The organism is Acinetobacter calcoaceticus (assembly GCF_016508255.1).
Classification (GTDB): Bacteria; Pseudomonadota; Gammaproteobacteria; order Pseudomonadales; family Moraxellaceae; genus Acinetobacter; species Acinetobacter calcoaceticus_E.
Map to the genome: position 1 here is coordinate 249,457 of NZ_JADVKT010000005.1, position 24,789 is coordinate 274,245.

Here is a 24,789-nt window from a genome sequence, read left to right on the forward strand (position 1 = left end):
TTTTAAGATCAGTTGGTTTTTATTTTTATCAAGGGGGAAGTCTAATGTCTATGCTTGTCGGCATGGTTTTGTTGGTCATAATTATATTGGTAATTTTAAGTATTTTAAAGAAAGGGGAAAGCAAAGACAGGAATGGAAAACGCAGCCCAATTAAGGGAAAACGTATCATTACCATGAATGAACAATCGACTTTTATAAAGCTAAGAGAAGCTTTGCCTGAACATATTATTTTGGCACAAGTTGCTTTTAGTGCTTTTATGACAGCACAAGGATATGCGACACGTAATTTGTTTAATCGCAAAGTTGCTGATTTTGTTGTGTTAGATAGGGCATTTAATATTGTTGCTATTGTTGAGTTAGATGATTCTAGCCATAAGGGGAAAGAAAAAATTGATGCAGAACGAGATGCTTTAATTCGGGAAGCAGGTTTTAGAGTTGTACGTTATAAAAGAACACCAGACCTTGTACAAATACATACTGATTTCAATGTTTCAAAAGTATCATTAAGCCAAGTTTCAATAGAGGCAGATTTAACAAAAACAAAGTTAGTTGCTGATGCAATAATTATTGAGAAAGATGATCCAAATGTACAACTCACTCAACATTTTGATGAAGTAAAGTTGAAGCCTTGATTTTGAAAATAAAAAATTTATCTCATGGATGAAATTTGAAGTGAGATAAATAATTTAAAGAAATGATTCTTTATAGAAAGAATATGGCGTCCCTACGGGGATTCGAACCCCGGTTACCGCCGTGAAAGGGCGATGTCCTAGGCCTCTAGACGATAGGGACGTTGAGGATGGCGGTATCTTAAGAAGCCGCCACCAAACTGTCAAGTAGGTAAGGAGACAGTTTGTTCAAAATATAGCAAAACAGTTCAGCAGTCTTCTGAGTATCGTATAAAGCGGAGTGTGCTTCTTTGCCATCGAAGTCAATTCCAGCTTGAATACAGGCTTTAGCAAGAACAGTTTGACCGAACATAACAGCACTTAACGTCACAGTGTCCATGACTGAAAAACTATGAAATGGGTTCTGGTTTTTTGTGCTTGTACGTGCAATCGCTGCTTGAACAAAACCGAGATCAAAGTGAGCATTATGACCAACCAGCACTGCGTGAGTACAATGTTGCTGTTTACGAACGTCATTGACCGATTTAAAAATACGGCGTAATGCAGTCCGTTCATCTTCAGCCATTGCAATACGCATTGGATTGAATGGATCAATGCCAATAAAGTCTAGCGAACGGCGGTCGAGGTTAGCCCCTTCAAACGGGTTAATATGCGCATGAAATGCTGGACCAGGGACAAATTGTCCCTGAGCATCATACACAATTGGAATGCACGCGATTTCTAGCAATGCATCTGTCTGGGCATTAAAACCTGCCGTTTCAACGTCAACAACAACAGGTAAGAAGCCACGAAAACGTTGGCCAATGACCGGGACAGAGGTTTCTTGTGTCACACTTTTCTCCATTGCAGCGTTTTCCCGGCATGCAGCGGGATAATTTTTTGATCATCTAAATAATCAAAAGATTCTGGAACGAGGTTATCTTCTTTTACCAAAGTAATGGTAGAAGTATTACGTGGTAGGCCGTAGAAGTCTGCACCAAAGTGGCTAGCAAACCCTTCTAGGCGTTCTAATTTACCTACTTGGTCAAATGCTTGAGCATAAAGTTCAATTGCATTAGGTGCACTATAACAGCCTGCACAGCCGCACGCATTTTCTTTTGCATTTTGAGAGTGAGGTGCGCTGTCTGTACCCAAGAAAAATTTAGGATTACCGCTTGTTGCAACTTCAAGCAAAGTTGTCTGATGCGTTTGACGTTTTAAAATTGGTAGACAGTAAAAGTGGGGTTTAACTCCACCGACTAACATATCATTACGGTTAAATAATAAATGTTGTGGTGTGATTGTTGCAGCCACATTACGGTCTTGTTCTAAAACAAAGTGTGCAGCATCACTTGTCGTAATGTGTTCAAGCACGACTTTAAGTTTCGGAAATTGTTTTAATAACGGCGATAAAACTTCATCTAAGAAACGTTTTTCACGGTCAAAAATATCGACGTGATTATGAGTCACTTCACCATGAAGTAATAATGGAACTTGATGTGCTTCTAATTGCTCAATCACTGCATAAACTTTACGAATGTCACTTACACCGTTATCGGAGTTAGTGGTAGCACCTGCTGGGTAAAGTTTAATTGCATTTACATGCGCAGATTCTTTAATTTTACGAACTTCGTCCGGTGAAGTGAAGTCAGTAAAATAAAGCACCATACGTGGGTCAAAATTGAGACCTTCTGGAACATGAGCAAGAATACGTTCGCGGTAAGCTAAGGCTTCTTCCACCGTCTTAACAGGCGGAACAAGGTTCGGCATACAAATCGCGCGGGCAAATTGTTTAGCCAAATCAGGTACGGTACGTTTTAATGCTAAACCATCACGTAAATGTGCATGCCAATCATCTGGCTGGAGCAGGGTAATAGAGTCCAAGGCAGTTCAAACTTCGAAATAAAACAAATGATAATCGATAAAGTGTGAAAATGGTAACGAGAATTACGGACAAATGGCAAAATAAAGCCAATAGGGCATTAAAAAATAATGTTATATTTTGTTAATATGTAGTATGTAGGAATCGGGTAGTGGCAAATAGGGGAAATGTACATCAATTACTCAAATTAAAAGAAGAAATAGAATATTTAGTAACGTTACATACTCACCGTTATGCTAATACACCACTGCCAGATCAATTAGAACAAAAATTCTGGCATTTAAATCTTGAACGTACTAAGCAAAATATCTCAAAGTTTTTAGCAAGCGGTGTCTTAACCTATCTCATCTTTATTTTGCTGGCTCTACCTACAGACTATTTAGTTATTGGGGTATCTTACATTACTTGGGATTTTATTTATTGCATCCTCAGCGCCATTAATATTGCTTGTGCATTGTTGCTATTTTGGGTTTTTGCAAAGTTTAAGAAACTCACTAAATATTTTTATATTGCAGCATGCGGTATTGTTTTTTTAACCATTATTTTTAATGCAATGCTCCTGCTTAGCGTAGGAAATGTTGCACTTAAAAATCAGTCGATGTTGTTGCTTTCTTTTTTATATATGCTTGGTTTTATTTTGAGCGGCATAAAGCCTTTGCATATGCTCTATGTGGGCTTGGGAGCTGCCATTTGCGTATTTTCACTGTTGCTTTTTTTACATGTGAATTGTGATTATATTGCTTTGGGAAGGGCGTTATTTGGCAGTTGTATTTTAGGGTTTTCAATTAGTACCATGCTCTCATCTAGGGAAAGAAGTCTCTTTTTAAATAATCAGCTTGCAGAACTGAACGAACAGATCCTACGTATTGAAGCTTCGGAATTGCTTCATTTAAGTCAGCAAGATGCGCTGACTAAAATCTCTAATAGACGTACTTTCGATGAGATGTTTGACTTTTTTTATTATCGGGCAAAACAAGAACAACGGCCTTTGGCGGTTTTGTTTATAGATATTGATTTTTTTAAAAAGTATAATGATTTTTATGGGCACCAGATGGGGGATAAGGTCATTTCGACCATTGCCTCTGTGATTAAAAACTCAATTCGCCATGTTGATTTTGTTGCACGATATGGCGGCGAAGAGTTTGTCGTGCTCTTACCTAAAACACCCGCTCAGGGAGCGTATGCGGTGGCTGCAAATATTTGCAAAGCCATTGAGGCGCAGGCTATTCCTCATGCTGCATCTTTAGTTTCTGGGCATGTAACGATTAGTTTAGGTTTTACTGTTTATACAGAGGACTTGAAAGTAAATCAGGAGAAGTTAATTCACGCCGCAGATCAAGCTTTATATCGGGCAAAGGAGCTTGGTCGCAATCAAATTTATTATCAACCTTTACAATTATCTGAAATTGCCTGAATGAATTTTAAAAATAAAAAGGCCACCTTAATAGGTGGCCTTTTTTGACGCTATAAGAAAATTATTTTTTCTTACTGTCTAATTGAGGAATAGCAGAACCTTGACCGATTGAAAGTAAACCAGCATCTGTATAGATACCAAGTTTTGCACGTGTATCGGTAATGTCTAGGTTACGCATAGTCAACTGACCAATACGGTCCATAGGCGAGAACATTGAATCGCCTTTTTCCATTGTTAAACGTTCAGCTTCGTACGTTAAGTTTGGAGATTCAGTGTTCATGATCGTGTAGTCATTACCACGACGAAGCTCTAGAGTCACTTCACCAGTAACCGCTTTCGCAACCCAACGCTGCGCAGTTTCACGCAACATAAGTGCTTGAGAGTCGAACCAGCGACCTTGGTAAAGCAAACGACCTAAACGTAAACCGTTAATGCGGTATTGTTCGATCGTATCTTCGTTATGAATACCAGTAACTAAACGTTCGTAAGCAATATGAAGAAGGGCCATACCCGGTGCTTCATAAATACCGCGAGATTTAGCTTCGATAATACGGTTTTCGATTTGGTCAGACATACCTAAACCATGACGACCACCAATACGGTTTGCTTCAAGAATAAGCTCAACCGGATTGTCAAAAGTTTGGCCGTTTAATGCAACAGGTACACCTTCTTCAAAACGTACAGTTACTTCTTCTGGCTTGATTTGAACATCATCTTTCCAGAAAGCAACGCCCATAATTGGGTCAACGATTTTGATACCAGCGTTTAGGTATTCAAGATCTTTTGCTTCGTGAGTTGCGCCTAACATGTTTGAGTCAGTTGAGTACGCTTTTTCTTTTGACATTTTGTAGTCAAAACCATTGTCGATCAGGAACTGTGACATTTCTGCACGGCCACCGAGTTCGTCGATGAAGTTCTGATCTAACCATGGCTTATAAATTTTAAGATTTGGGTTAGTCAACAAACCATAACGATAGAAACGTTCAATATCGTTACCTTTATAAGTTGAACCGTCACCCCAGATGTTTACGTCATCTTCTTTCATTGCAGTAACTAACATGGTACCTGTTACTGCACGACCGAGTGGAGTCGTATTGAAATAAGGAACACCACCTGTACTGATATGGAATGCACCACACTGAATTGCAGCAATACCTTCAAGCGCAAGCTGTAAGCGGCAGTCAATTAAGCGAGCTTTTACAGCGCCGTATTGTTCTGCTTTTTTTGGAATCGCATCGTAGTCATCTTCATCAGGCTGGCCTAAGTTTGCAGTATATGCATAAGGCTCTGCACCTTTTTGTTTCATCCACAATAAAGCAGCTGAAGTGTCTAAGCCTCCAGAGAAGGCAATCCCAACTTTTTTGCCTACTGGTACATGCTGCAAGATCGTTGCATTATCAGTCATTGCTAGTCCTAACTATTTCGAAATAGGCACCCTAATACTTCGGTGGCCAAGAGAATTTATTCGCTCAGTACTATATCACTTTTCAAATCGATTTTTTTTCTGTTAAAGACGGAATTATCTTTTTTCCATTTAAAAAATAGATTAACATCGGAAAAATATAAAGTTTTTCGATAAACATAAACATAAACATAAACATTTAATTAAAAGTATATGGGGAATAAAAATAAGTGTTAGTAGATAAAAATCACACTCTATCGACATTGCATCGTGTTGCAGCGTTTATTTTAATTTCAGATCTTGTTTATGCGATTTATAATATATTCGTGCACATGCCCAAATACTTTATTGGTAGTCTTTTAGGGCTTATCGTATCAATCGTTATTCAATTCCTATGCGCTAGAAGTGTTAAAACTGGAACTATAAGCAGCCGTATTGGCTCAATTGTGTTATCTCTTTTATTGCTTAATATGTTTCCTATAGGAACTACTATTGCAGCAGTGATGTTATTTTTCTCTTTATTTAAATGGGAAAAAAATTCAACGTTTCAATTACCCATTGAAAATCAAAAAGCTGACACAAGTTCGAATAATTGACAATTTCAACACGTAAAAAAATACGTCTGGTCATCATAACAATTCAAAAAAGTATTAAAGTACTATGCAACAAGTTGCAAAAAACTATTGGGACGCAGCATGACAAGTTACGCCAATTTATTAAAACCATTACATTTAGGCTTTACCACCATTAAAAACCGTGTGGTGATGGGATCCATGCATACGGGGTTAGAAGACCGTTTTTATAACTATCCAAAACTGGCAGCTTATTTTGAAGAGCGTGCAAAAGGTGGCGTTGGCTTGATTGTTACAGGGGGTATTTCTCCGAACCGTCAAGGCTGGCTATTACCGGTCGGTGGAACCATGAATGGTTTAAGCGATATTCCACAGCACCGTTTAGTTACCCATGCGGTACATAAACATGGTTCAAAAATTTTAATGCAGATTTTGCATGCCGGTCGTTATGGGTATCAACCTTTTGTAGTGTCTTCTAGTCCGATCAAATCGCCAATTTCACCATTTAAACCACGCGAGCTATCTGACAAAAATATTTTAAGTACGATTGACGACTATGCACATTGTGCTGACATTGCCAAAAAAGCGGGCTATGACGGTGTCGAGATTATGGGCTCGGAAGGTTATTTAATTAATCAGTTTTTAAGTAGCCATGTGAACCGTCGTACCGACCGTTGGGGTGGTGAAATTGAAAACCGTATGCGTTTTCCAGTTGAAGTCGTAAAAGCTATTCGTGCCAAAGTCGGTGAGAAATTTATTATTTGTTTCCGCTTGTCATTGCTCGATTTGGTTCATGACGGTAATACCATGCAAGAAGTGGTTACTGTTGCGAAGGCTTTAGAAAAAGCGGGTGTAACTTTATTAAATACAGGCATTGGTTGGCATGAAGCACGTGTACCGACCATTGTAACGTCTGTGCCTCGTGCAGCTTTTGTTGATTATACTGCGCATGTAAAACAACATATTTCAATTCCAATTATTGCGTCAAACCGTATTAACATGCCTGAAACTGCTGAAGAAATTTTGGCAGCAGGGAAAGCGGATATGGTTCAAATGGCTCGTCCATTATTGGCCGATGCTTTTTGGGTAAACAAGACTGCTACCAATCGTGTTGATGAAATTAATACTTGTATTGCCTGTAACCAAGCGTGTTTAGACCACGCTTTTAAAAATCAGCGTGTGTCGTGTTTAGTTAACCCACGTGCAGGTCATGAAACTGAACTGGTTTATTTAAAAACCAAGCAGCCTAAACGCATTGCGGTAGTTGGTGGTGGCGTAGCAGGAATGTCAGCAGCAACTGTTGCAGCAAGCCGTGGTCATGCAGTCACTTTGTTTGAAGCAAGCACTGATGTGGGTGGTCAATTCAACTTTGCCAAGGTTGTACCGGGTAAAGAAGAGTTTCATGAAACTATTCGATATTTTAAAGTCCAACTCGAAAAAACAGGGGTGGATGTACGTTTAAATACTCGCGTGAATCGTGAGCAGCTTGAACGCGAAGGTTTTGATGAAGTAATTGTTGCAACTGGTGTAATCCCTCGTGCATTAAAAATTGAAGGAAGCAATGCACCACAAGTCCTTTCCTATGCGGAAGTGTTAAAAGGTGCAGAAGTTGGACAAAGAGTTGCTGTCGTTGGTGCAGGTGGCATTGGATTCGATGTCTCGGAGTTTTTACTTAAACCGCCACATCAACCACAACCTCAACCTTTAGCCGAGTGGCAACGTGAGTGGGGTGTAGACCCTGATCCGAACTATATTTCTGAAGGCGGCATGCAACCTGCCCAGGTTGAGCCTCCAGTTCGTCAGATTTATTTATTGCAACGTAAAACCACACCATTGGGCATTGGTCTTGGTAAGACTTCGGGTTGGGTACATCGTGCACAGCTTAAAAAACACGGCGTACAGATGCTTCGTGGTGTGCAATATAAAGCGGTCACCGATGAAGGGCTTTGGATTGAGCATAATGGTCAAGACCAGCTTTTACGTGTAGACACGGTTGTAGTGTGTGCAGGTCAAGAATCGGTAAAAGACTTGATGCCAAAAGAAGGTGAGTCGACTTTAGCGAACTACCATATTATTGGTGGTGCAAAGCTCGCAGCAGAGTTAGATGCGAAACGTGCGATTAAAGAAGGAGCAGAATTAGCTGCTCAATTGTAATAGTTGATGAAACAATACGCACTTGAACACAAAGCGATGATTTTTTTCTTGAATAAAATGAATAAGCTTTGTATTCTTACGCACATGGAAGCGTGGCAGAGCGGTTTAATGCACCGGTCTTGAAAACCGACGAGGGTGTGAGTCCTCCGTGAGTTCGAATCTCACCGCTTCCGCCAAATTCGAAAAGCCCCTGTGAAAGCAGGGGCTTTTTTTATATCTGCTATTTACCACTCAACTCAATTGGTACGATCAATATGCTGGAGCTGATCAGCATTATTAACAGATAACCAGTTCCTGTGAATGCACGTCCAAGGGCCATGATATGTGGTATGTCTAGGCAGCGAGTAAACTTTCCGGCCATCATATTTGCTACGATCATTAGCAAGAACGCGATAACTACTGTCTGCTACCGCATAAGATCTTAATTACAGGCCCTCGCCGTCAAGATCCGAGCATCTAACCAGTAATGATTAAAATGCGTGTTCTAGAACCGTGGGAGCCTATTTTTCTTATTGAGTCGTTGTGAACAACGTAATGTTGATAAGGGATCTAGTTCTTGAGCGGAAGGATTCACATGGATTTTCATCAATTAGAGAGGTCGCCATGATGCCTTCTAGAGAAGCAAATACGATTTCCGCCATATTTCGCTCGGACCCGATGCTTTGAGGTAAATCTTTTTTTGCTTTGTAAAAAATATCCTCCAGCCAATCAATATTTTGTTTGGCGAACAGTCGCAGTTCACTTAGACATGGCTCTTGTTGGAAGGAAGCTTCCCGAACCATCACCAAATACAGGCATAGGCGGTTTTGATCGTTCAGCATCTCTGCGAAAAGTTCGGAGTACGCATGCAGTTTTTCGGTTAGTCCATCCAGTTTTTCAATTTCGCGCAATTGAGAGGCTTGTTCTTCTCGGTACTGCTGAAGAGCGCCTCGTGCCAAATCATCTTTAGACTCAAAATGATAGTAGAGACTGGGTGCCTTGATCTGCAAACAATCAGCGATTTGTCGCATGCCAAGTCCACTGAATCCATGTCTTTGAAATAGGTGTATTGCGGCACCCAGTATTTTTTCCCGCGTCAGTTGTGGATGGGTCTTCTTAGTGGATACCATAATATTAGTCCGTCAGTTCAATGCCGCCATGATGTGTAACGAATAGGAGAGTATCCTCTAGTGCAAATGCCTCATGTTCATCGGTACCCTGAACTTGCAATACATCTCCAGTCTGCATTTCGACACTATTGAAGCGGATCACACCTTCCAGAACAATGATTTGCTCCCATCCAATATGAGTGTGTTTAGGAAAACTCGCTCCCGCCTGAAATTTTGCCAAATAGCTTCCATCACCATTCTTACTAGCCCAAGTTGGACAAGTTTGAACTCCGGGGATACCACTTTCAGACCAAATACGATCTTTTTGTTGAACCAAAATCATTATGTAATTACTTAGATCATTGAATTTGAGTTAATCTAACTAACGTTTGTTAGGATGTCAATGTGAGATGAATTTTTAGTGTGGAAGATCGAGAATTTATGATTGTATTTGGCAGCAATGGTCAGTTTATCTAACTGTGCAATCGTATTGATTTGTCTGATTTATCAAATGTTGTAGGTCGCCGTGGTAATTCGGAGCGTATCAAGCATCGGTATGAAATCGGCAGTCATTTAGGACTCATTTATTAAATTGTTTAGAACAATTAAACCTAATACGATATTTTTTAATGCTCCTAAATATAAATATTGTCGCAAGAGTAATTTATTATCCTTAATAATATTATAATTAGTATTGTGAATAACTGTTTTTACTATTTTTTTAGTGAGTGGCATATTTAAATTTTAATTAATAATTCTGTGGCTTTATAGTCAGTACTATTCATATAAATTTAAAAATATTTATATAGTGATTTTTCTTTATTATTAAAGGATGGATAAAAATTAGATGGATTTTTATTTTTTTCGAAAGATATAATCTGCATAAATTTGCCAATGCAATGGATAAACCTCAAATGTTATATTTATTTTAAATTTTAAATCATCTAGAGGTTTTAACTGCACCTTATTTATTAAAAATTTGAACTATAAAAGATATAAGTAATCTTGATCAAAAATCTGATTAATGTCTTTTATAGATTAGCTCTTACTTATAGCATTAAGCAAAGTGTAGGTGGAGCTGGCGAGTTTTTTTTCTAGATGATTGATGACCATGGAAATTATAGGAGATTTTAAATCTTAAGAATAATTGTAGAATTTTAAAATTCTCAAAATTAATAAATAAATATTTTTCGATATATTTTAGGTGGCTGTCATTTTTATTATGATTTAGTAAGTAAGTTTTAATGTGGAAATATATGAACAAACTACAGGAGTTTTAAAAAATGAGGCAGAAGCTTATTTGATATTTAAGGTTATAAAGGCTTTATTATCAATTGGCCTAAAAAGTTCTTAGAACCAATATTATATCCAAGATGGTTGTTTTCTTTAGATGTATGGAATAGCTATTTAGCTACTAATAATATGTAAGTAATAGGATAAAAATGTTAGAAACTGATGTTTTAATTGTTGGAAGTGGTCCAGCTGGTTCTTCTGCTGCACTGATGTTAAGTACTTATGGAATCAGAAATATCATAATAACTAAATATAGATGGCTGGCAAATAGTCCTCGTGCCCATTATATAAGCCAAAGAACAATGGAAATAGTTCGAGATTTAGGGATATCTGATGAAGTAATAGCAAAAGCAGCACCAAAGGAAGTTATGGGAGATGTTGTTTATTGCACCGCTTTAACAGGTGATGAAATTGGACGTTTTCCTTATGGAATGAATCATCCAGAACGAATCTCAGAATATGTTAAAGCTAGTCCCTGTGAGCAATGTGACCTTCCTCAACACCTATTTGAACCTATTTTGCTTTCAAATGCAGCATCACGAGGGAGCCATCCAAGATTTGATACGGAATATTTATCTCACGTACAAGATGAGGACGGTGTAACAGTCACTGTTTTAGATAGATTAACTAAAGAAACATACCTCATCCGATGTAAATATTTAATCGGGGCTGATGGTGCGAGCAGTAAAGTTGTAAAAGATTTAGATTTACCTATGACTGGTAAAATGGGGAAAAGTGGCAGCCTCAGCATTATTTTTAAAGCCGATTTAACAAAATATGTCTCGTATCGACCTGGCTACCTCTGGTGGATTATACAACCGGGAGCAAACATTGGAGGAATCGGGTTAGGGTTGTTGCGCATGGTCAGACCTTGGAATGAATGGCAGATTGTTTGGGGTTATGACATTGAAAAAGAAGAGCCATCTCTTAGCGATGATGAGGCGATTGCGATTTGCAAACAGCTTATTGGTGATAACGACATTGAAATATCTATAAGCAGTAAGTCGCTGTGGACAGTAAATGAAATGTATGCAGAGCAATATTCGAAAGGTCGAGTTTTCTGTATTGGTGATGCTGTCCATCGCCATCCGCCTTCTAATGGACTAGGTTCGAACTCTTCTATACAAGATGCTTATAATTTATGTTGGAAATTAGCATTTGTATTAAATGGCAAAGCGGGTAGTGGTTTATTAGACAGTTTTAATGATGAAAGAGCACCTGTTGGTGAGCGAATTGTTAAGCGTGCAAATCAAAGTGTTAAAGAGTTCTCAGCAATATTTTCTGCTTTAGAGTTAGATGGGAAGTACAGTACCGAGACGATGCAAGGAAGCATAAACGCCTTAAGTGAAAGTAATGAAAAAGGTGCTGTGAAACGTCATGATTTAAGATCTGCGATTGAATATAAAGCTTATGAATTTGCTGCTTTAGGTGTAGAAACAAACGTACGCTATAATTCATCTGCAATTATTGGAGCAGAGTATAGTATTGAAAATAAAATAGATTCTTGTAGAGATGAAGATCTGTATTATTATCGCTCGTTTACTTCTGGTCATAAACTCCCTCATATATGGTTAGTAAAAAATCATAGAAAAATATCAACCTTAGACTTAATTGGAAATGGAAAATTTACGCTGTTCTGTTGGTTACAAGGCGATAAATGGAAGGGTGCTGTAGATAACCTGAATAGACGGTTTAATTTAGATATTAAAGTTATACAGGTAGGTCCGAAAAGAGATGTCGAAGACTCTTATGGCGAACTTTCTCGTTCTTGGGGGCCTGATGAAAATGCTTGCATAATGATCAGACCAGATGGCTATATTGCTTGGCAAAGCAACAAAATTGAATCTGCGGATGATGAGTTGCACAGTGCTATCTCATCAATACTTAGTTTGAGTTAGTTGATCATTAATGAACTAAAATTTATTGAAAATTATTTTATTAAGTTCGGTTGCTCACAGCATTCGTAAAATTCTAAAAGCCCTTGTTAAAAGCAGGGGCTTCTTATATGCAAAGAATATAAATTAAACCACTCTTTAGCTTAAATGTTGATAACAAATCCTAAAAATTTCATATAAATCAAATAAGTGTATATTTTGATCAAAATTGTTTTATTTCTATAATATATTTTTTATTTTCAGTACTTTACTTTAAATATGTCTATATATCAGAATTGAACAAGTTATTTGTAGAATATTCATTTATTGATATATGATGAGCCAATATTTAGAAACTGATTCAAAACATAATTCTATTGTTCAGCGAGCAAGTTCAAGGAAGAAATAAGGCTGAATTCAGGCTTCTAAACCCTATATCTGGAAATTATTTCTAGCCAAATATTATATTTTGACCCAATGTTTGAGAATGTCTCACTCTTTTGCAGAGTAGGCGTTTCCTATTTTAGGATGTATCTATGAAGAAATTATTTAGTGTACTGTTCAGCGCATCTGTACTGACACTGACTGCATGTAATAAACAACCTGCACAAACTGAAAATACAGCAACAAGCAAAGACAAAACAGGATCAGTTCGCACGATTAAACTGGTTTCAACAGGTTCAGATACTGATGTATGGAAATATGTTGCAACGCTTCCTGAAACTGCTCAAGCGGGCATTAAACTTGAAGTGACCAATTTGACTGACTATGTTGTGCTTAATACATCTGTTGCAAGTGGTGAACAAGATGTAAATGCGTTCCAGTCATTTAACTACTTGGCAGCTTACAATTCTTCAAATAAAGCGAAAGTTGCTGCTGTTGCGACAACTTACTTAGAGCCAATGGGACTTTATGCAAATAAAGTTAAAACTGTTGATGAGTTCCCGCAAGGCGCTACAATCGCGATTCCAAACGATACAGCCAATGAAGCTCGCGCATTAACTTTATTACAGTCCGCTAAACTGATTAAACTTAAGCCGAACTTTGACCCTGTAAAAGGGACTACCAACGACATTGCTGAAAACCCTAAAAATTTGCAATTAAAACCAATTCAAATGACGACGGCAGTTCGTGTTAAAAACGATGTAGATGCAATTGTATTGGGTAATACATTAGCACTTGAAGGTGGTTTAAACGTACTGAAAGACTCAATATTCCGCGAACCTGTAGACCAATCTACTAAGCTTTATGTCAATTTATTGGGTGTTGCGGAAGCCAACAAAAATGATCCGATCTATACGAAACTTGGTGAGCTTTACCACTTACCTAAAGTTCAAAAGTTTGTGAGCGAAAAATTCGGCGGTACAAAAGTTGAAGTCAACAAACCTGTTTCTGAATTTGCAGAAATCAAATAAGTAATTTTTTAATTAAAATTATTTTGCAAAGCTAAGCTTCGGTATCGGGGCTTAGCTTTTTTATTGGAAATATTGTAATTTTATTATCTAATATAAACTAAGTAGTAAAAGTTTAATAATTACATTAATAAAGTAATTTGGCTTTATACATTGCTAGTTTGATTTTCTCTAATGGCTTTAAAGCTTAAATACATAAATGCGAACGTGCTTAAGGAAAAAAAGAAAATTTTATAAATGAGTGTTCTTAAATAATATTTACGTTTAGAGAGTAGATCATTAAGAAAATTTGAGGGGTAAACCATACCTTGTATATTCATAATTTTAAGTGGATAAAAATTTCCACTTCCATTTTCTAATGTGAAACCATATACAATGACAGGTTCATTAGGATGATCTTTCAAGAAATTGTATGTAAATGAGAAAGCAGATCTACTAATATATACTTCTTCTTGTTTATAGAATATATAAGGTACATTGTAATAAGTTACAGCTTTATCAGGATATATGACATCACCTGAAAGCTTAATATGTATTATTCCCTTTGACTCATGCTTTGTGAAATTTCCTTTTATAACAATGATTTGGCTATGAGGGGGAAGATCCCCTGAAATTGCTTCATAGTCTATATAACCATCATATAAAATAAGACCACATAAGAAAAAAATTGACATTGCAATTTGAACATTTTTTCCATTTTTTGTTTCACTCTCACCATTAGACCATAAGAAAAATAGCTTTTTAATCGTATTCAACATAGGCTTTAGTAGGTTTTATCTATTTTTAAAAGTCTGGATTATGGCATGAGTTATAACTATATAAAAGTATTAAAATTAATCAAATTTTTATAAAGAAAACATATTTTAAAGTAAGCTATTGTGCTAATAGTAGTAGTCTGAGAAATTAAATTACTTATAGGGCGGTATTTTAAAAATATGTAATTTTTGGCATTGGAATTTGATAATAAGGTAAGAATATGGTGCAAAGCAGTATTTTTGGTGCAGTTAAAAATATTGATGAAGTTCGAAAAATAGATGACCTCTATTTAGTTGTAGATGGGGAGTCTAATTCTGAAGGCCCAGTCGAAAGTATAATATTTGAGATTAATAAAAAGTTTTGGGCTATTACAGTTAATCATAATTTTGATGAAATTGAATTAAAGGTCTACTCTTGCTTGCCAAATAAGGCCATGCAACAACACTGTTCGAATAATTTATCAAGTCTACAAGGATTAGAAATTGGCACAATGTTCGCTATCATCAATGAAAGAGGATATACAGATGGGATTAAGCTTATGCTTTATGATCATTCATTGAAAGAATCTAAGACGAATCCATTTTTTGCTGTATTAACGATTGTTGCTTTGGCTTCTGGATTGCAATATGAATTAAGAGAATCAGGATTGATACATATCTGATTTAGTTCATACATGTATCTATAAAATTTATTCAATATTAGTTATATATGATAAGATATTTAAAAAATATATCTGAGAATTAGGATAATCGAAAATTGTTTGTACTAAACTTATGTAAATACATTTATGAAGAAGAAAAAGATGAAATTATTGATGGAATTTATTTTGAAAAAAATATGGGTTGATAATAAAGTTGTAGTAAATAATTTTAATGATTTGCAGCGGGTTGAAAATCTTTGGAGATTTTAGTAGTTATCTTGGAAAAGATGATTATTCTTACTGTTATATAATGATTAAATCTCGGCATAAGCTCACTACAAAATTAAAATAATATAGAGCATTTGAATATGTTATTAATGATTTTGTAGCAAGTGTGGTAAGAAGAAATGAGGGAACAGGACAAAATGTTCGTATAATTCCTTCAACCTTACAACAGATTTCAGTCGGAGAGTTTTTAAAGATGAAAGGTAAATTCCTAATGAAAATTTTAAAAGAACTTTAAAGATACTAGAGCAAGCAGAACGTTTAGGATAGAAAGCAGGTAAAAGAAAGTAGCTGTAATATCGATAGTGTGAGGTTGATTTTGGAAGTTAAAAAATTTTTTGATTTTATCAATAGCCTAGATGATTTAAATTTGATTATAGATGAGGTGTATGTATTCATCGATAATGAGAGTAATGGTCAATCTATAAATAAAGTAGATAATGTTGGTGAAATTGAAAAAGTTATATTCAAAGTGAAAGATTTTTATATAGTCTTTTCTGTTAATTATGACGATAATGCAATGGCAGTTGGGGTTGTGAATGATTTCAAAAAAGGTGCACTGACAACTGTATTTATTAAGGATTTCATGGATTTGAAAGGTTATGCTTTAGGTTCTTTCTATGATATTGTAAATACTAATGGTTTTTCTGATGGCCTCAAAATAACCTTTTATGATCCTTTAGTTACTGGAAGTGGACATTTTTTTTCTGCGCTCACATTTTTTTCAAGTTATTCAGGATTAATGTATGAGTTTAGAGACTACGGAATAGACCGTTATTTTTAAAACGAGATGAAAATAACTTCTGTGTTGACAAAAGCTCCTGTTAAAAGCAGGGGGGTTATTATATTTCTATAACGGAAACAGATCGAGTTGAAACTACCTATAATTTAGAGGTTGAGGGATATCACACATATTTTTCAGGTGATGAGCATATTGGGGAGCATTGAAAATGGCAAAATCTGTAGAAAAGTTGGCCTCTCATGACACACGATTAGGTACTTATAATATAAATTTAAATAGAATTGGAGACGAGCTCTTATGGTTAAAAATGATTTAAGCAAGGTGAACTGGATTTCAAATGGGAAAACGATCCAACAATTAATATTAGAACTTCAATCTTTTGAAAATAAAGATTTGTTTGTAGAGTTATCTTTAGATGGAGGCGATTCATCTAAACCAATAAGTTTAGTGGGAAAAATAGATGGAAAATGTGTATTAATGAATTGTGAAGATTAATATGGGGTAATATCAATTTTTCATGTTATTAAACTAAAATTCTTATGAGTTTAGGAGATTCTGGTTAAATTTTATGATATTAGCTCCGATAAAAGGTATATTTCCTTATCAAAATAAAGAAAATTTAAAATTCCCACAAATTTTATAGGATCAATTTTTAAGGTAGTAAAGTAAAAATAATTTATTTTCTTTATACCTGAAAAATGCGATTTTTTTATTTTAGTAGTAAAACCATGAGTTATAAAATGCTTACTTATGAATGTTCTGAATTTAAACTATTGGTTATGCATGAATTAGATAGTTTTGATGTGGTTCAGCAAAATATAGACTTTAATATTACTGTAGATAATATTAAATATGCTGGAACAGCAGTAACGCTTAAAAATATTGAATATTTAATGAAAAAATTTAGAGCAACTGGTGATAGTCATTTTGGTTGTTATTTTTGGCAATCTAATATGCTAATTTTAGAGGAAATGTCGATTGATTGTTTGCGTGATGCATTATTAGATATTGTTAAAGATAAGACATCAGGTACTCTTGATGATATGTTTTATAGAATCAATTGTGATAGTTGAAATTAGAGTAAATAAATTATTCTTATAAGAAAATATGAAATGAATAATATTTTAATTGAAAGGATTTCATTAGAAAAGTTAAGGAAGCTTTTTAATGAAAATAACGCTCATGATTTAGATATATTCGAAGATGTTAATTCTCTAGTTTTTAAATTAGATAGTATTACCCTAGAAACTGATCTATATGAAGTATTGGTCTATGTTTGTAAAATAGATGTTTTATCGGTAGATAATTTGAAAATAGCATATTACAAGACCATTTTTGATATGGAATATAATATTATTGACGATTTTTTCGTTACTTTAATGGATTGATCTATAACTATATTCATCAAAATGACATCCCTTAGTCATCTGGATGAAACCCTATTGGTTGAAAATAAAGCAATTTATCGGGGTCGATTCCAGTCATGCAGAAAAAATCTTATAAAATTCTAAGTTCGGTATTTCTTGTTGCGAGCATGATGGCTATAACTGCCTGTAATGATAGCAAAGATCAACAATCTACAGCAGTTTCCCCAACACCAACAGATACTCGTGACCAGCGTTTTCTAACGGCAAAATCCAATGATGTAATTCAAGTTGCGATTGATGACTTGATCCCAACGCAGGGTGCAATTGGTTATGATCAAATTTATTATAAATTAGGACGTTGGCAAGGGGATGTACAGCGCCCAACTTGGCAAGCAGATCCAGTCAATCAATTGGTCTATTTAAATAAAACCATTGGCAAGAAGTTTAGTGATTATTGTGAAATGATTGGTGCCAAAAGTCGTGATGATTTTGCAAGTCTGCAAGACCTGCAAAAGGCGAATTTAAAACAATTAGAGACATTTAACTGCCAAGAACAGCCAGGTACTGAAACGGCTGATTTGAAAACAGTTGTTGTTGGTTATGATGGGCGACTTTACCTGACCGATGGCCATCATACGATGACAGAGTTCCGTGAACTGCCAGATGGTGGTGGTCAACTTAAAGTATGGGTAAAAGTTGTTGGGAACTATAGTGATAGTAAAACGGCGGATGAGTTTTGGGTGAAAATGCTTGCGAATGGCCGAGCATGGTTAAGAGATGGAAAGAATCAACCGATTTCATATCAACAATTACCTAAAAACTTAGGCCTCAAAACTGCAACAAACCCTGATGGTATGCAAAATAATCCATATCGTTCATTGGTCTATTTCACGCGTGATATTGGTTATAGCAAAGTTGCTAATGCAACCGACTATACTGAATTTCTATGGGAAGATTGGTTCAATAAGCAAATCGACAAGAACTTGGTACATCCTTTAAGCTTTTATCATACCGATGCTAGTGTGTATGGTGTTGCAGATGTATTGGCATCTACAGAAATAAAAAGTGACTTAACTGTGTCGGGCAGTGCAACAGGCTATCAGGCAGCGGTTGCTGATTATTCCTTATTAATGGGAAATACCAAACCGACTGATATTATTTATGGTACTTCAACTGCCGCAGATTTGGGCGCGTTACAGCTTGTGAAAAATGCAGCTAAAGGTTCTGTTACTGCAACTTCAATTTCAAATCTTACAGATTTGACCCGTGATGAAATTAAGAAAGATAAAACACCGCGTACAGGTGGTAGCATCTGGTATGCCGTAAATTACAAGGCATGTGGTAAACCAGCTACAGGAACGTGTTGGGGTTGGTAACTCTTCAGTTGTAAGAAAAAGGAGCGAGTAATGTCGCTCCTTTTTTGTATGAGTAAATCCTTAGCGTTTAGTCACTTTAGAATCGATGATTTAAAAATTAAAAAGAATTACTTGGTTTGACCTAAACCCTAAACATCTCACCTTACAGACGCTATTAAGATTTTTACTATTTTTATAAACCTCAAATTAACAATAGCTTATTCATTATTTAACCTTGCTTTTTAATGATCTAATTTAAAACAAATGTCATTTTGTGTGCTTGACTGTAAGAGGGTTGGGCACTATTCTTTGCCTGCTGGCCACATTGCCAGTCGGTCGTCGCAGACCGGGAAAACAAAGTCGATATGCAAAACTCTTGTTTTGTGTGTCGGGAACTCGTTCGCCCCCTTTTTCTCTACGGTAGGGCGGAAGGGGGACACCTTCGGGTGTGCTGGTTCCTTTGTTTCCAGTCTGCGAACCCTCTTTCGTTCTGCCACCATAATTTTAATGTCTTGGCAGAACTCCCTATAAAAAGGAGTTGGTTTTGCACACTCATTATTTCTTGGCTCTCGATGCCAAAAGCTATAACGACACAACTTAAATCATCTTTAAACAGTTTGAAGGCCTATAAGCTTTCAGACTTTAAGTCATTACGGCTCAAAAAACTTGCATCAACAATAAAACTTGAGATGTGCCAAGCACAGTCTTTACGGCTTTGCTGTGCCTTTTTTTCTCCCAGAAAGGGCACGGGCTTTTTTATCTCATTTAGATACAACAAGAATTTATAACGGTAAAACTATGCAAAATTTAGTTCTCTCAACACGTGCTTTAGAAGTTGTAAATAAAGGAATTGATCTGTTTCATCACGATGGGTTTTCCATTGTTGGTGTCGAAAAAATTATGCGAGAAGCAGGAGTGGCAAAAATGACGTTTTATAGTTATTTTCCCTCTAAACAACGCTTCATTGAAATTTCTCTAATAGTGCAAAAGCAGCGACTCCAAGACCAAGTGATTGAAATGGTCGAGTACGACCACGACACAAGCGTGACCGATAAACTCAAAAAGCTTTATTTTTTACATACCGATTTAGAAGGGATGTATTACTTAATATTTAAAGCCATTTTTGAAACTAAAAATAATTATCCGAGCGCCTATCAAACCGCAGTGAGGTACAGAACATGGCTGACGAATGAAATTTATAGCCAGCTTATAAAACTAAAAACCGATGCTACCTTTCAAGATGCCAAAATGTTTTTATATATGATTGAAGGAACAATTATTCAGCTTTTAAGCTCAGATCAGGCAGATGAAAGGGAAAGGGTGCTGGATTGTTTTTTTAAAGCTGTTTTTTGAATAGTGGTTTTGAGCAAGATGCCTTTGAATATTTACTTCAAAAGCATCTATCTAACTTACTTTATATTAGTTTGATTTTGAGCCAAACTGATAGTTTAGCTTTTTATTTTTAGAATTTAATTTCTATTTATTCGGACTCATTTAGGTCGCGTTCGCGGCATGATAATTCATAGTAATTACCTTTTGGTAGAGAACGGATTTTAAATCCATAGTAATCATTAACTGGTTTTATAGGAGAGATTTTACATTGATTCGTTTTTGCAAATTTCTCAATCAATTGCAAATTAGAGGTTTGCTTAAATACAGCTCCCCAACCTTCACTAACACAACAGCCCACATATTCAGACATATATTCATCTGAAATTAATACAACGTTTTGTCCCATAAATTGATAGGTTTTTTTGAGTTTGTATATATCGTTATAGTCTGCTCGTGAAATATTAGGTTTTTTGGCCAAGAAGCCTTTTTGTTTAAGTATGTCAAACTTTAGAAAGTTTTCAGGGCCAGTACCAATTCCTCGATAAACCGAACTATTATCTGCTGCAAAACCATACGAGCTAAGCATACTAAGTAAACTTAAAAATAATATTTTTTTCATTTTAAATTTCAGAAGTTATATTAGGCCGTAATTCTTTCATATCTTGTAAGTAGCGTAAAGTAAGTTGCTGATTTTGATTGTTCATTTCATTAAAAATTAGATTAATCTGGATTATTCTTTGTTGAGCTATACTGCCTGTACATAAAAATATAATGTTGATGAGAGGAGATATAAAATATTTTTTGAAGTGAGAAAGATAAGAAAAAATAGAGAAGGAAAGCAACCAAAATGATGGCTTCCCTATTTTTTAAAGCATAAGAAAATCTTTAAAATTAAGCTAAATTTAGATAAACATTATTTCTTTACTTTAAAACGGTATTTGCATTTTAGGCAGCGGTAGTCTTGAAAGATATTTTTGTCGATCATTACGCCTGCTTTTTTACCAAAAATATTGCCAACTACACCGCCAGTAATACCTGCACTGATTGCGCCGACAAATGTTCCTACAGTACCACCAACAATCACCCCTAATGGTCCAGCCACAGTACCAATTGCGGCCCCTATAGAAGCACCTGTTGCAGCACCGCCTACGGTACCCGCTGTAGTTCCCGCAGCCGTGAGTAAAACACCACCAGTGGTTTTAAGCAGTTTGTCATGATCACGTGCTTCAACTTCTGTAGAACCACACTTCGGGCATTGCAGCGTTTTTTCCATAAAATTTTTCCTGTTTTTCATCATTAAGCGACGCAGTGGATGGAACAAAATCAGTAAAGTAAGTAAAAGTGGTACTTATGGTGTAGCGTCTTTTCCTGATTGATGATCGCAACGATATACCTTGTCAGCCACGATTTTAGCTGAACATTGGCACAAATATTTATAGATCATGTAAACACTTGTACTTTAATAATGATCTCTTAAAAATGTCTTAATCGCCTTTCAATATCGAAAACACATCCTTAAGAGCACCCAAGTGAATTGTGATTGATCAAACACGATACAGATATTTGGCCTGATCAGATTTGCTGTGAGGGAAAGATTATTTTTATGTCCCTAAAACAAAAAAGGCCTATTCTGTTTGAATAAGCCTTTTGAAAATTAGAGTGATTTTTTGAATCTTAAAAATTTATATAGTCCCAGCATTAAAGTAATCCATATTGGAATTAAAATCACCGATTTTTCAAAGCCTTGAGTCCACATAATATATAAAATCATGCCAATGAAAATCAAAACGACATAGTTACTCAAAGGTGAGAATAGTGCTGGGAATTTGGCAACTTTACCTGCGAGTTTCATCGCACGTTTAAATTTCAAATGGGTAAAGCTAATAATTGCCCAGTTTAAAACCAACGCTGCAACAGCCATATACATGAGATAGCTTAAAGCTTCTTCTGGTATGAAATAGTTGAGTAATACACAACCAAAAATCAGAATAGAAGAGAAGATCACAGCAGGTTTAGGTACACCTTGTTCGCTGAGTTTTGCAAAAACTTTAGGTGCATTCCCTTGTACTGCCAGCCCATAAAGCATGCGGCTGTTGGCATACATACCGCTGTTATAGACAGAAAGTGCAGCAGTTAAAATAATAAAGTTCAGTAAATGAGCTGCCCAACCAATACCAAGCTGACTAAAAATCATTACAAAGGGGCTTTTATCTAAACCACCTAAGTCAAGTTGATTCCATGGAATGAGTGACATAATAATCGCAAGGGAAGCGACATAAAAAATCAAAATCCGAAAAATGACTTGGTTAATGGCTTGTGGAATACTTTTTTCAGGATTTTCAGCTTCAGCGGCGGTCATACCAATAAGTTCAATACCACCAAATGCAAACATTAAGAAAGCGAGCATATAAAACAAACCCGAAAACCCATGAGGGAAAAATCCGCCATGCTGCCATAGGTTTGAAAAGCTAGCTGTAGAGTCGCTACCCGCTGTAAGCAATAAATATAAGCCAAACACAATCATTGAAATGACAGCAACGACTTTAATAATGGCTAACCAAAATTCAGATTCACCATAAAATTTAACGTTGCCTAAGTTCAAACAAGTAACCAAAACAAAGAAAAATAATGCTGATATCCATGCAGGAATATGCGGCCACCAGTAATGCACATATTTGGCAACGGCCGTTAGTTCAGTCATCGCTACTAAAATATATACAACCCAATAATTCCAGCCCGATAAAAAACCAGGGAATCTTCCCCAATATTTTTGTGCAAAGTAACTGAAAGAACCTACTACAGGTTCTTCTACAATCATTTCACCCATTTGGCGCATAATTAAAAATGCAACCAAACCCACAATGGCATAACCCAAAATGATTGAAGGACCAGCAGACTGAATGACTTGTGCAGAGCCTAAAAAAAGTCCTGTGCCCACAGCACCACCCATAGCGATTAACTGGATGTGACGATTTTTAAGTCCACGTTTTAATTGGGAAGTTGAGTTACTCAAAATACTATGCGCTGTCTAAAAAAGCCGACGCTATTGTAATGGATTGGCTAGGGATAACCTAGTTTGAAAAGTAAGATTGCGCTTATATAAAAAGATTCGCACAAACCTGTACGAATCCTTCGAGAGAAAAAATGACGTTTCTATAATTAGAAAGATACCATTTTGCCTGGGTTGATCATTGCTCCAATGCCATACATGCTTTTAGCGAGTGGAATGACAACAGGGGCAAGTGTGCGTCCAAACATAATATTTTGATGGTCAATTTTATATAGCATTTCAAAATCATTAGATTGCCCAACAAAATCATCTGCAATGGCTTTACCAATACGAACTGTCTGTGCAACGCCGTGACCGCTCCAACCGTGAACAGCGTAAATTGGGAATTTATCGCCAAACTTACGGCTATCGACTGCGCCATTTACAGTTAAATCAGTCGTTCCACTCCACACAAAATCCATTTCTAGATTTTTAATTTGCGGAAAAACTGTATTAATTCGATGCTCTAGATAATTTAAGGTTTTCTCTGGTCCCCAACATGTTCCAGTGCCTTGGCCACCAAACAGTAGTCGGTTATCAAACACAGGGCGATAGTAATCAATCTGGAACTGAGTGTCGTAAACTGGATGCCCAAATGGCAGCAGCTCTTTCGTATCCAGTTCTAAAGGAGCGGTCGTCGCGACATAGGTATAAAACGGAATGGTGGTTTGCTTTTGCTCAGATAAAAGTTTAAACGAAGCATGATGAACGGCTAAAACCACAGATTTTTTAGCTTTCACGACAGCATTGGCAGTTTGAACATAAATACCATCTGCTTTTTCTTCTATTGAAAGGACTTCTGTTTGCTCATAAACAGAACCGCCATTTTGGCAAAATCCATAAATTAAACCACGGTTTAAAGCTAAAGGATGGATTTGTCCGCCTAATTCATCAATTAAACCGCCTGTATAATAATCAGACTTAATATAGTCCATAAGTTCATGTTTACCCACAATGCGGGTATGGTCTTCACCTAAATATTTTCGCGCATCGGCGCCTTGTGTTAAGCCAACCAAATGTCCTTCATGAACGGCGGCGGTAATGTGACCATGTTTTCGGTCAAAATTGAGCTGGTATTTTTCCGAGATGTTGTCAATAAGCTGCATGGCTTCAGTAGAGGTAAAATGCCACAGTTTTTTGGCATCTTCATAACTGAGTCGGTCGGCCATTTCTTGAGCTTCCCAGCGTGCCAAACCAGGGGTAAGTTGCCCGCCATTTCTGCCAGAAGCTGCACTACCAACGCGATTTTTTTCTAATATGACGGTATCTACGCCTTGTTCAGCTAAATGTAAGGCTGTAGATGAACCTAATAAACCGCCGCCAATAACTACAACATCACATTCAATGTCAGCCTTTAAGTTGTCAAATGTATGCCAGTCATTGAGTGAACTTTCATAGTAGTTCGCTGGATTATCTATAGACGCATCTTCATTTGTTGTATTTTTAAATTGCGCATGTTTTGGATTTAACCAGCTCCACTCTTTACCCATTTGAAGAGATTTGCTTGGTTTATATTCCACATCTTTTAAAAGCTGAGGTTTAGAAATAATGTTCATGTTTGAGT

General features: G+C 36.3%; 25 protein-coding genes and 2 tRNA genes. 15 read left to right on the top strand and 12 right to left on the bottom strand.

The window, feature by feature from the left end; translation table 11 throughout:
• Nucleotides 1-44 precede the first annotated feature (44 nt).
• Nucleotides 45-632 (top strand): DUF2726 domain-containing protein, encoded by a 588-nt coding sequence (locus I5515_RS12155; RefSeq protein WP_199967236.1) that lies wholly within the window; start codon nucleotides 45-47, stop codon nucleotides 630-632.
• A gap of 84 nt (nucleotides 633-716) precedes the next feature.
• Here the strand turns inward: I5515_RS12155 and I5515_RS12160 are convergent.
• The 3 genes from I5515_RS12160 to pyrC all read right to left on the bottom strand — a co-directional run bounded on the left by I5515_RS12160 (nucleotide 717) and on the right by pyrC (nucleotide 2,492).
• Nucleotides 717-792: transfer RNA gene (locus tag I5515_RS12160), tRNA-Glu, on the bottom strand.
• An 18-nt stretch (nucleotides 793-810) separates the two neighbouring features.
• A complete protein-coding gene (rnt, locus tag I5515_RS12165; RefSeq protein ID WP_199967238.1) occupies nucleotides 811-1,473 on the bottom strand; it encodes a ribonuclease T in 663 nt (220 codons plus the stop codon).
• A complete protein-coding gene (gene pyrC, locus I5515_RS12170) occupies nucleotides 1,458-2,492 on the bottom strand; it encodes a dihydroorotase (protein WP_199967240.1) in 1,035 nt (344 codons plus the stop codon). Before pyrC ends, rnt begins: the two co-directional genes overlap by 16 nt.
• Nucleotides 2,493-2,641: 149 nt before the next feature.
• Here pyrC and I5515_RS12175 point away from each other — a divergent pair, with 149 nt between their 5' ends.
• Entirely contained in the window at nucleotides 2,642-3,904 is a 1,263-nt protein-coding gene (locus I5515_RS12175) for a GGDEF domain-containing protein (RefSeq protein ID WP_199967242.1), read from the top strand.
• Between the two features lie 61 nt (nucleotides 3,905-3,965).
• Here the strand turns inward: I5515_RS12175 and argG are convergent, their stop codons facing one another.
• Nucleotides 3,966-5,309, bottom strand: a complete 1,344-nt coding sequence (gene argG, locus I5515_RS12180; RefSeq protein WP_199967245.1) for an argininosuccinate synthase — start codon at nucleotides 5,307-5,309, stop codon at nucleotides 3,966-3,968.
• Between the two features lie 227 nt (nucleotides 5,310-5,536).
• On the opposite strand from argG, the gene I5515_RS12185 reads away from it, so the two are divergent.
• The 3 genes from I5515_RS12185 to I5515_RS12195 all read left to right on the top strand — a co-directional run bounded on the left by I5515_RS12185 (nucleotide 5,537) and on the right by I5515_RS12195 (nucleotide 8,208).
• Entirely contained in the window at nucleotides 5,537-5,902 is a 366-nt protein-coding gene (locus I5515_RS12185) for a hypothetical protein (protein ID WP_199967247.1), read from the top strand.
• 99 nt (nucleotides 5,903-6,001) lie between these two features.
• A complete protein-coding gene (locus I5515_RS12190; RefSeq protein WP_199967249.1) occupies nucleotides 6,002-8,032 on the top strand; it encodes an NADPH-dependent 2,4-dienoyl-CoA reductase in 2,031 nt (676 codons plus the stop codon).
• 86 nt (nucleotides 8,033-8,118) lie between these two features.
• A tRNA-Ser gene (locus tag I5515_RS12195) sits at nucleotides 8,119-8,208 on the top strand.
• A 333-nt stretch (nucleotides 8,209-8,541) separates the two neighbouring features.
• On the opposite strand, the gene I5515_RS12200 is transcribed toward I5515_RS12195, so the two are convergent.
• Both I5515_RS12200 and I5515_RS12205 read right to left on the bottom strand, forming a co-directional pair.
• Nucleotides 8,542-9,141, bottom strand: a complete 600-nt coding sequence (locus tag I5515_RS12200; RefSeq protein WP_199967252.1) for a TetR/AcrR family transcriptional regulator — start codon at nucleotides 9,139-9,141, stop codon at nucleotides 8,542-8,544.
• A gap of 4 nt (nucleotides 9,142-9,145) precedes the next feature.
• Nucleotides 9,146-9,463 (bottom strand): cupin domain-containing protein, encoded by a 318-nt coding sequence (locus tag I5515_RS12205; protein WP_199967254.1) that lies wholly within the window; start codon nucleotides 9,461-9,463, stop codon nucleotides 9,146-9,148.
• Nucleotides 9,464-10,562: 1,099 nt separating this feature from the next.
• On the opposite strand from I5515_RS12205, the gene I5515_RS12210 reads away from it, so the two are divergent.
• Together I5515_RS12210 and I5515_RS12215 are read left to right on the top strand one after the other, a co-directional pair.
• Nucleotides 10,563-12,311 (top strand): FAD-dependent oxidoreductase, encoded by a 1,749-nt coding sequence (locus I5515_RS12210; protein ID WP_199967255.1) that lies wholly within the window; start codon nucleotides 10,563-10,565, stop codon nucleotides 12,309-12,311.
• A 512-nt stretch (nucleotides 12,312-12,823) separates the two neighbouring features.
• Nucleotides 12,824-13,702: a MetQ/NlpA family ABC transporter substrate-binding protein gene (locus I5515_RS12215; RefSeq protein ID WP_199967257.1), complete on the top strand. Its 879-nt coding sequence runs from the start codon at nucleotides 12,824-12,826 to the stop codon at nucleotides 13,700-13,702.
• A 143-nt stretch (nucleotides 13,703-13,845) separates the two neighbouring features.
• Here I5515_RS12215 and I5515_RS12220 read toward each other — a convergent pair whose 3' ends face one another.
• Entirely contained in the window at nucleotides 13,846-14,457 is a 612-nt protein-coding gene (locus I5515_RS12220) for a hypothetical protein (protein ID WP_199967259.1), read from the bottom strand.
• Between the two features lie 218 nt (nucleotides 14,458-14,675).
• Between I5515_RS12220 and I5515_RS12225 the strand changes: the two genes are divergently transcribed.
• The 7 genes from I5515_RS12225 to I5515_RS12255 all read left to right on the top strand — a co-directional run bounded on the left by I5515_RS12225 (nucleotide 14,676) and on the right by I5515_RS12255 (nucleotide 18,865).
• On the top strand, nucleotides 14,676-15,116 hold the full coding sequence (locus I5515_RS12225; RefSeq protein WP_199967261.1) for a DUF6334 family protein: 441 nt from the start codon (nucleotides 14,676-14,678) through the stop codon (nucleotides 15,114-15,116).
• 583 nt (nucleotides 15,117-15,699) lie between these two features.
• Nucleotides 15,700-16,164, top strand: coding sequence for a DUF6334 family protein (locus I5515_RS12230; protein WP_199967263.1), 465 nt, complete (start codon nucleotides 15,700-15,702; stop codon nucleotides 16,162-16,164).
• Between the two features lie 166 nt (nucleotides 16,165-16,330).
• The gene (locus I5515_RS12235; RefSeq protein WP_199967265.1) at nucleotides 16,331-16,438 is read left to right on the top strand and encodes a toxin C-terminal domain-containing protein; all 108 of its coding nucleotides are present in this window, start codon (nucleotides 16,331-16,333) and stop codon (nucleotides 16,436-16,438) included.
• Entirely contained in the window at nucleotides 16,420-16,617 is a 198-nt protein-coding gene (locus tag I5515_RS12240) for a hypothetical protein (RefSeq protein WP_199967267.1), read from the top strand. Before I5515_RS12235 ends, I5515_RS12240 begins: the two co-directional genes overlap by 19 nt.
• 245 nt (nucleotides 16,618-16,862) lie before the next feature.
• Complete coding sequence (locus I5515_RS12245; protein ID WP_199967269.1) at nucleotides 16,863-17,195, top strand: hypothetical protein; 333 nt, start codon at nucleotides 16,863-16,865, stop codon at nucleotides 17,193-17,195.
• A gap of 39 nt (nucleotides 17,196-17,234) precedes the next feature.
• Nucleotides 17,235-17,510 (top strand): hypothetical protein, encoded by a 276-nt coding sequence (locus I5515_RS12250; protein WP_199967271.1) that lies wholly within the window; start codon nucleotides 17,235-17,237, stop codon nucleotides 17,508-17,510.
• Nucleotides 17,511-17,605: 95 nt separating this feature from the next.
• Complete coding sequence (locus tag I5515_RS12255; protein ID WP_199967273.1) at nucleotides 17,606-18,865, top strand: ParB/Srx family N-terminal domain-containing protein; 1,260 nt, start codon at nucleotides 17,606-17,608, stop codon at nucleotides 18,863-18,865.
• 604 nt (nucleotides 18,866-19,469) lie between these two features.
• Here the strand turns inward: I5515_RS12255 and I5515_RS17605 are convergent.
• Nucleotides 19,470-19,592 (bottom strand): hypothetical protein, encoded by a 123-nt coding sequence (locus tag I5515_RS17605; RefSeq protein ID WP_265092294.1) that lies wholly within the window; start codon nucleotides 19,590-19,592, stop codon nucleotides 19,470-19,472.
• A 50-nt stretch (nucleotides 19,593-19,642) separates the two neighbouring features.
• Between I5515_RS17605 and I5515_RS12260 the strand changes: the two genes are divergently transcribed.
• The gene (locus I5515_RS12260) at nucleotides 19,643-20,197 is read left to right on the top strand and encodes a TetR/AcrR family transcriptional regulator (RefSeq protein ID WP_199967275.1); all 555 of its coding nucleotides are present in this window, start codon (nucleotides 19,643-19,645) and stop codon (nucleotides 20,195-20,197) included.
• Between the two features lie 127 nt (nucleotides 20,198-20,324).
• Here I5515_RS12260 and I5515_RS12265 read toward each other — a convergent pair whose 3' ends face one another.
• The 4 genes from I5515_RS12265 to I5515_RS12280 all read right to left on the bottom strand — a co-directional run bounded on the left by I5515_RS12265 (nucleotide 20,325) and on the right by I5515_RS12280 (nucleotide 24,781).
• Entirely contained in the window at nucleotides 20,325-20,795 is a 471-nt protein-coding gene (locus I5515_RS12265; protein ID WP_199967277.1) for a hypothetical protein, read from the bottom strand.
• A gap of 294 nt (nucleotides 20,796-21,089) precedes the next feature.
• Complete coding sequence (locus I5515_RS12270) at nucleotides 21,090-21,449, bottom strand: hypothetical protein (RefSeq protein ID WP_199967279.1); 360 nt, start codon at nucleotides 21,447-21,449, stop codon at nucleotides 21,090-21,092.
• A 381-nt stretch (nucleotides 21,450-21,830) separates the two neighbouring features.
• Nucleotides 21,831-23,189, bottom strand: coding sequence for an amino acid permease (locus I5515_RS12275; RefSeq protein WP_199967282.1), 1,359 nt, complete (start codon nucleotides 23,187-23,189; stop codon nucleotides 21,831-21,833).
• Between the two features lie 146 nt (nucleotides 23,190-23,335).
• Nucleotides 23,336-24,781, bottom strand: a complete 1,446-nt coding sequence (locus I5515_RS12280) for an NAD(P)/FAD-dependent oxidoreductase (RefSeq protein ID WP_199967284.1) — start codon at nucleotides 24,779-24,781, stop codon at nucleotides 23,336-23,338.
• Nucleotides 24,782-24,789 lie beyond the last annotated feature (8 nt).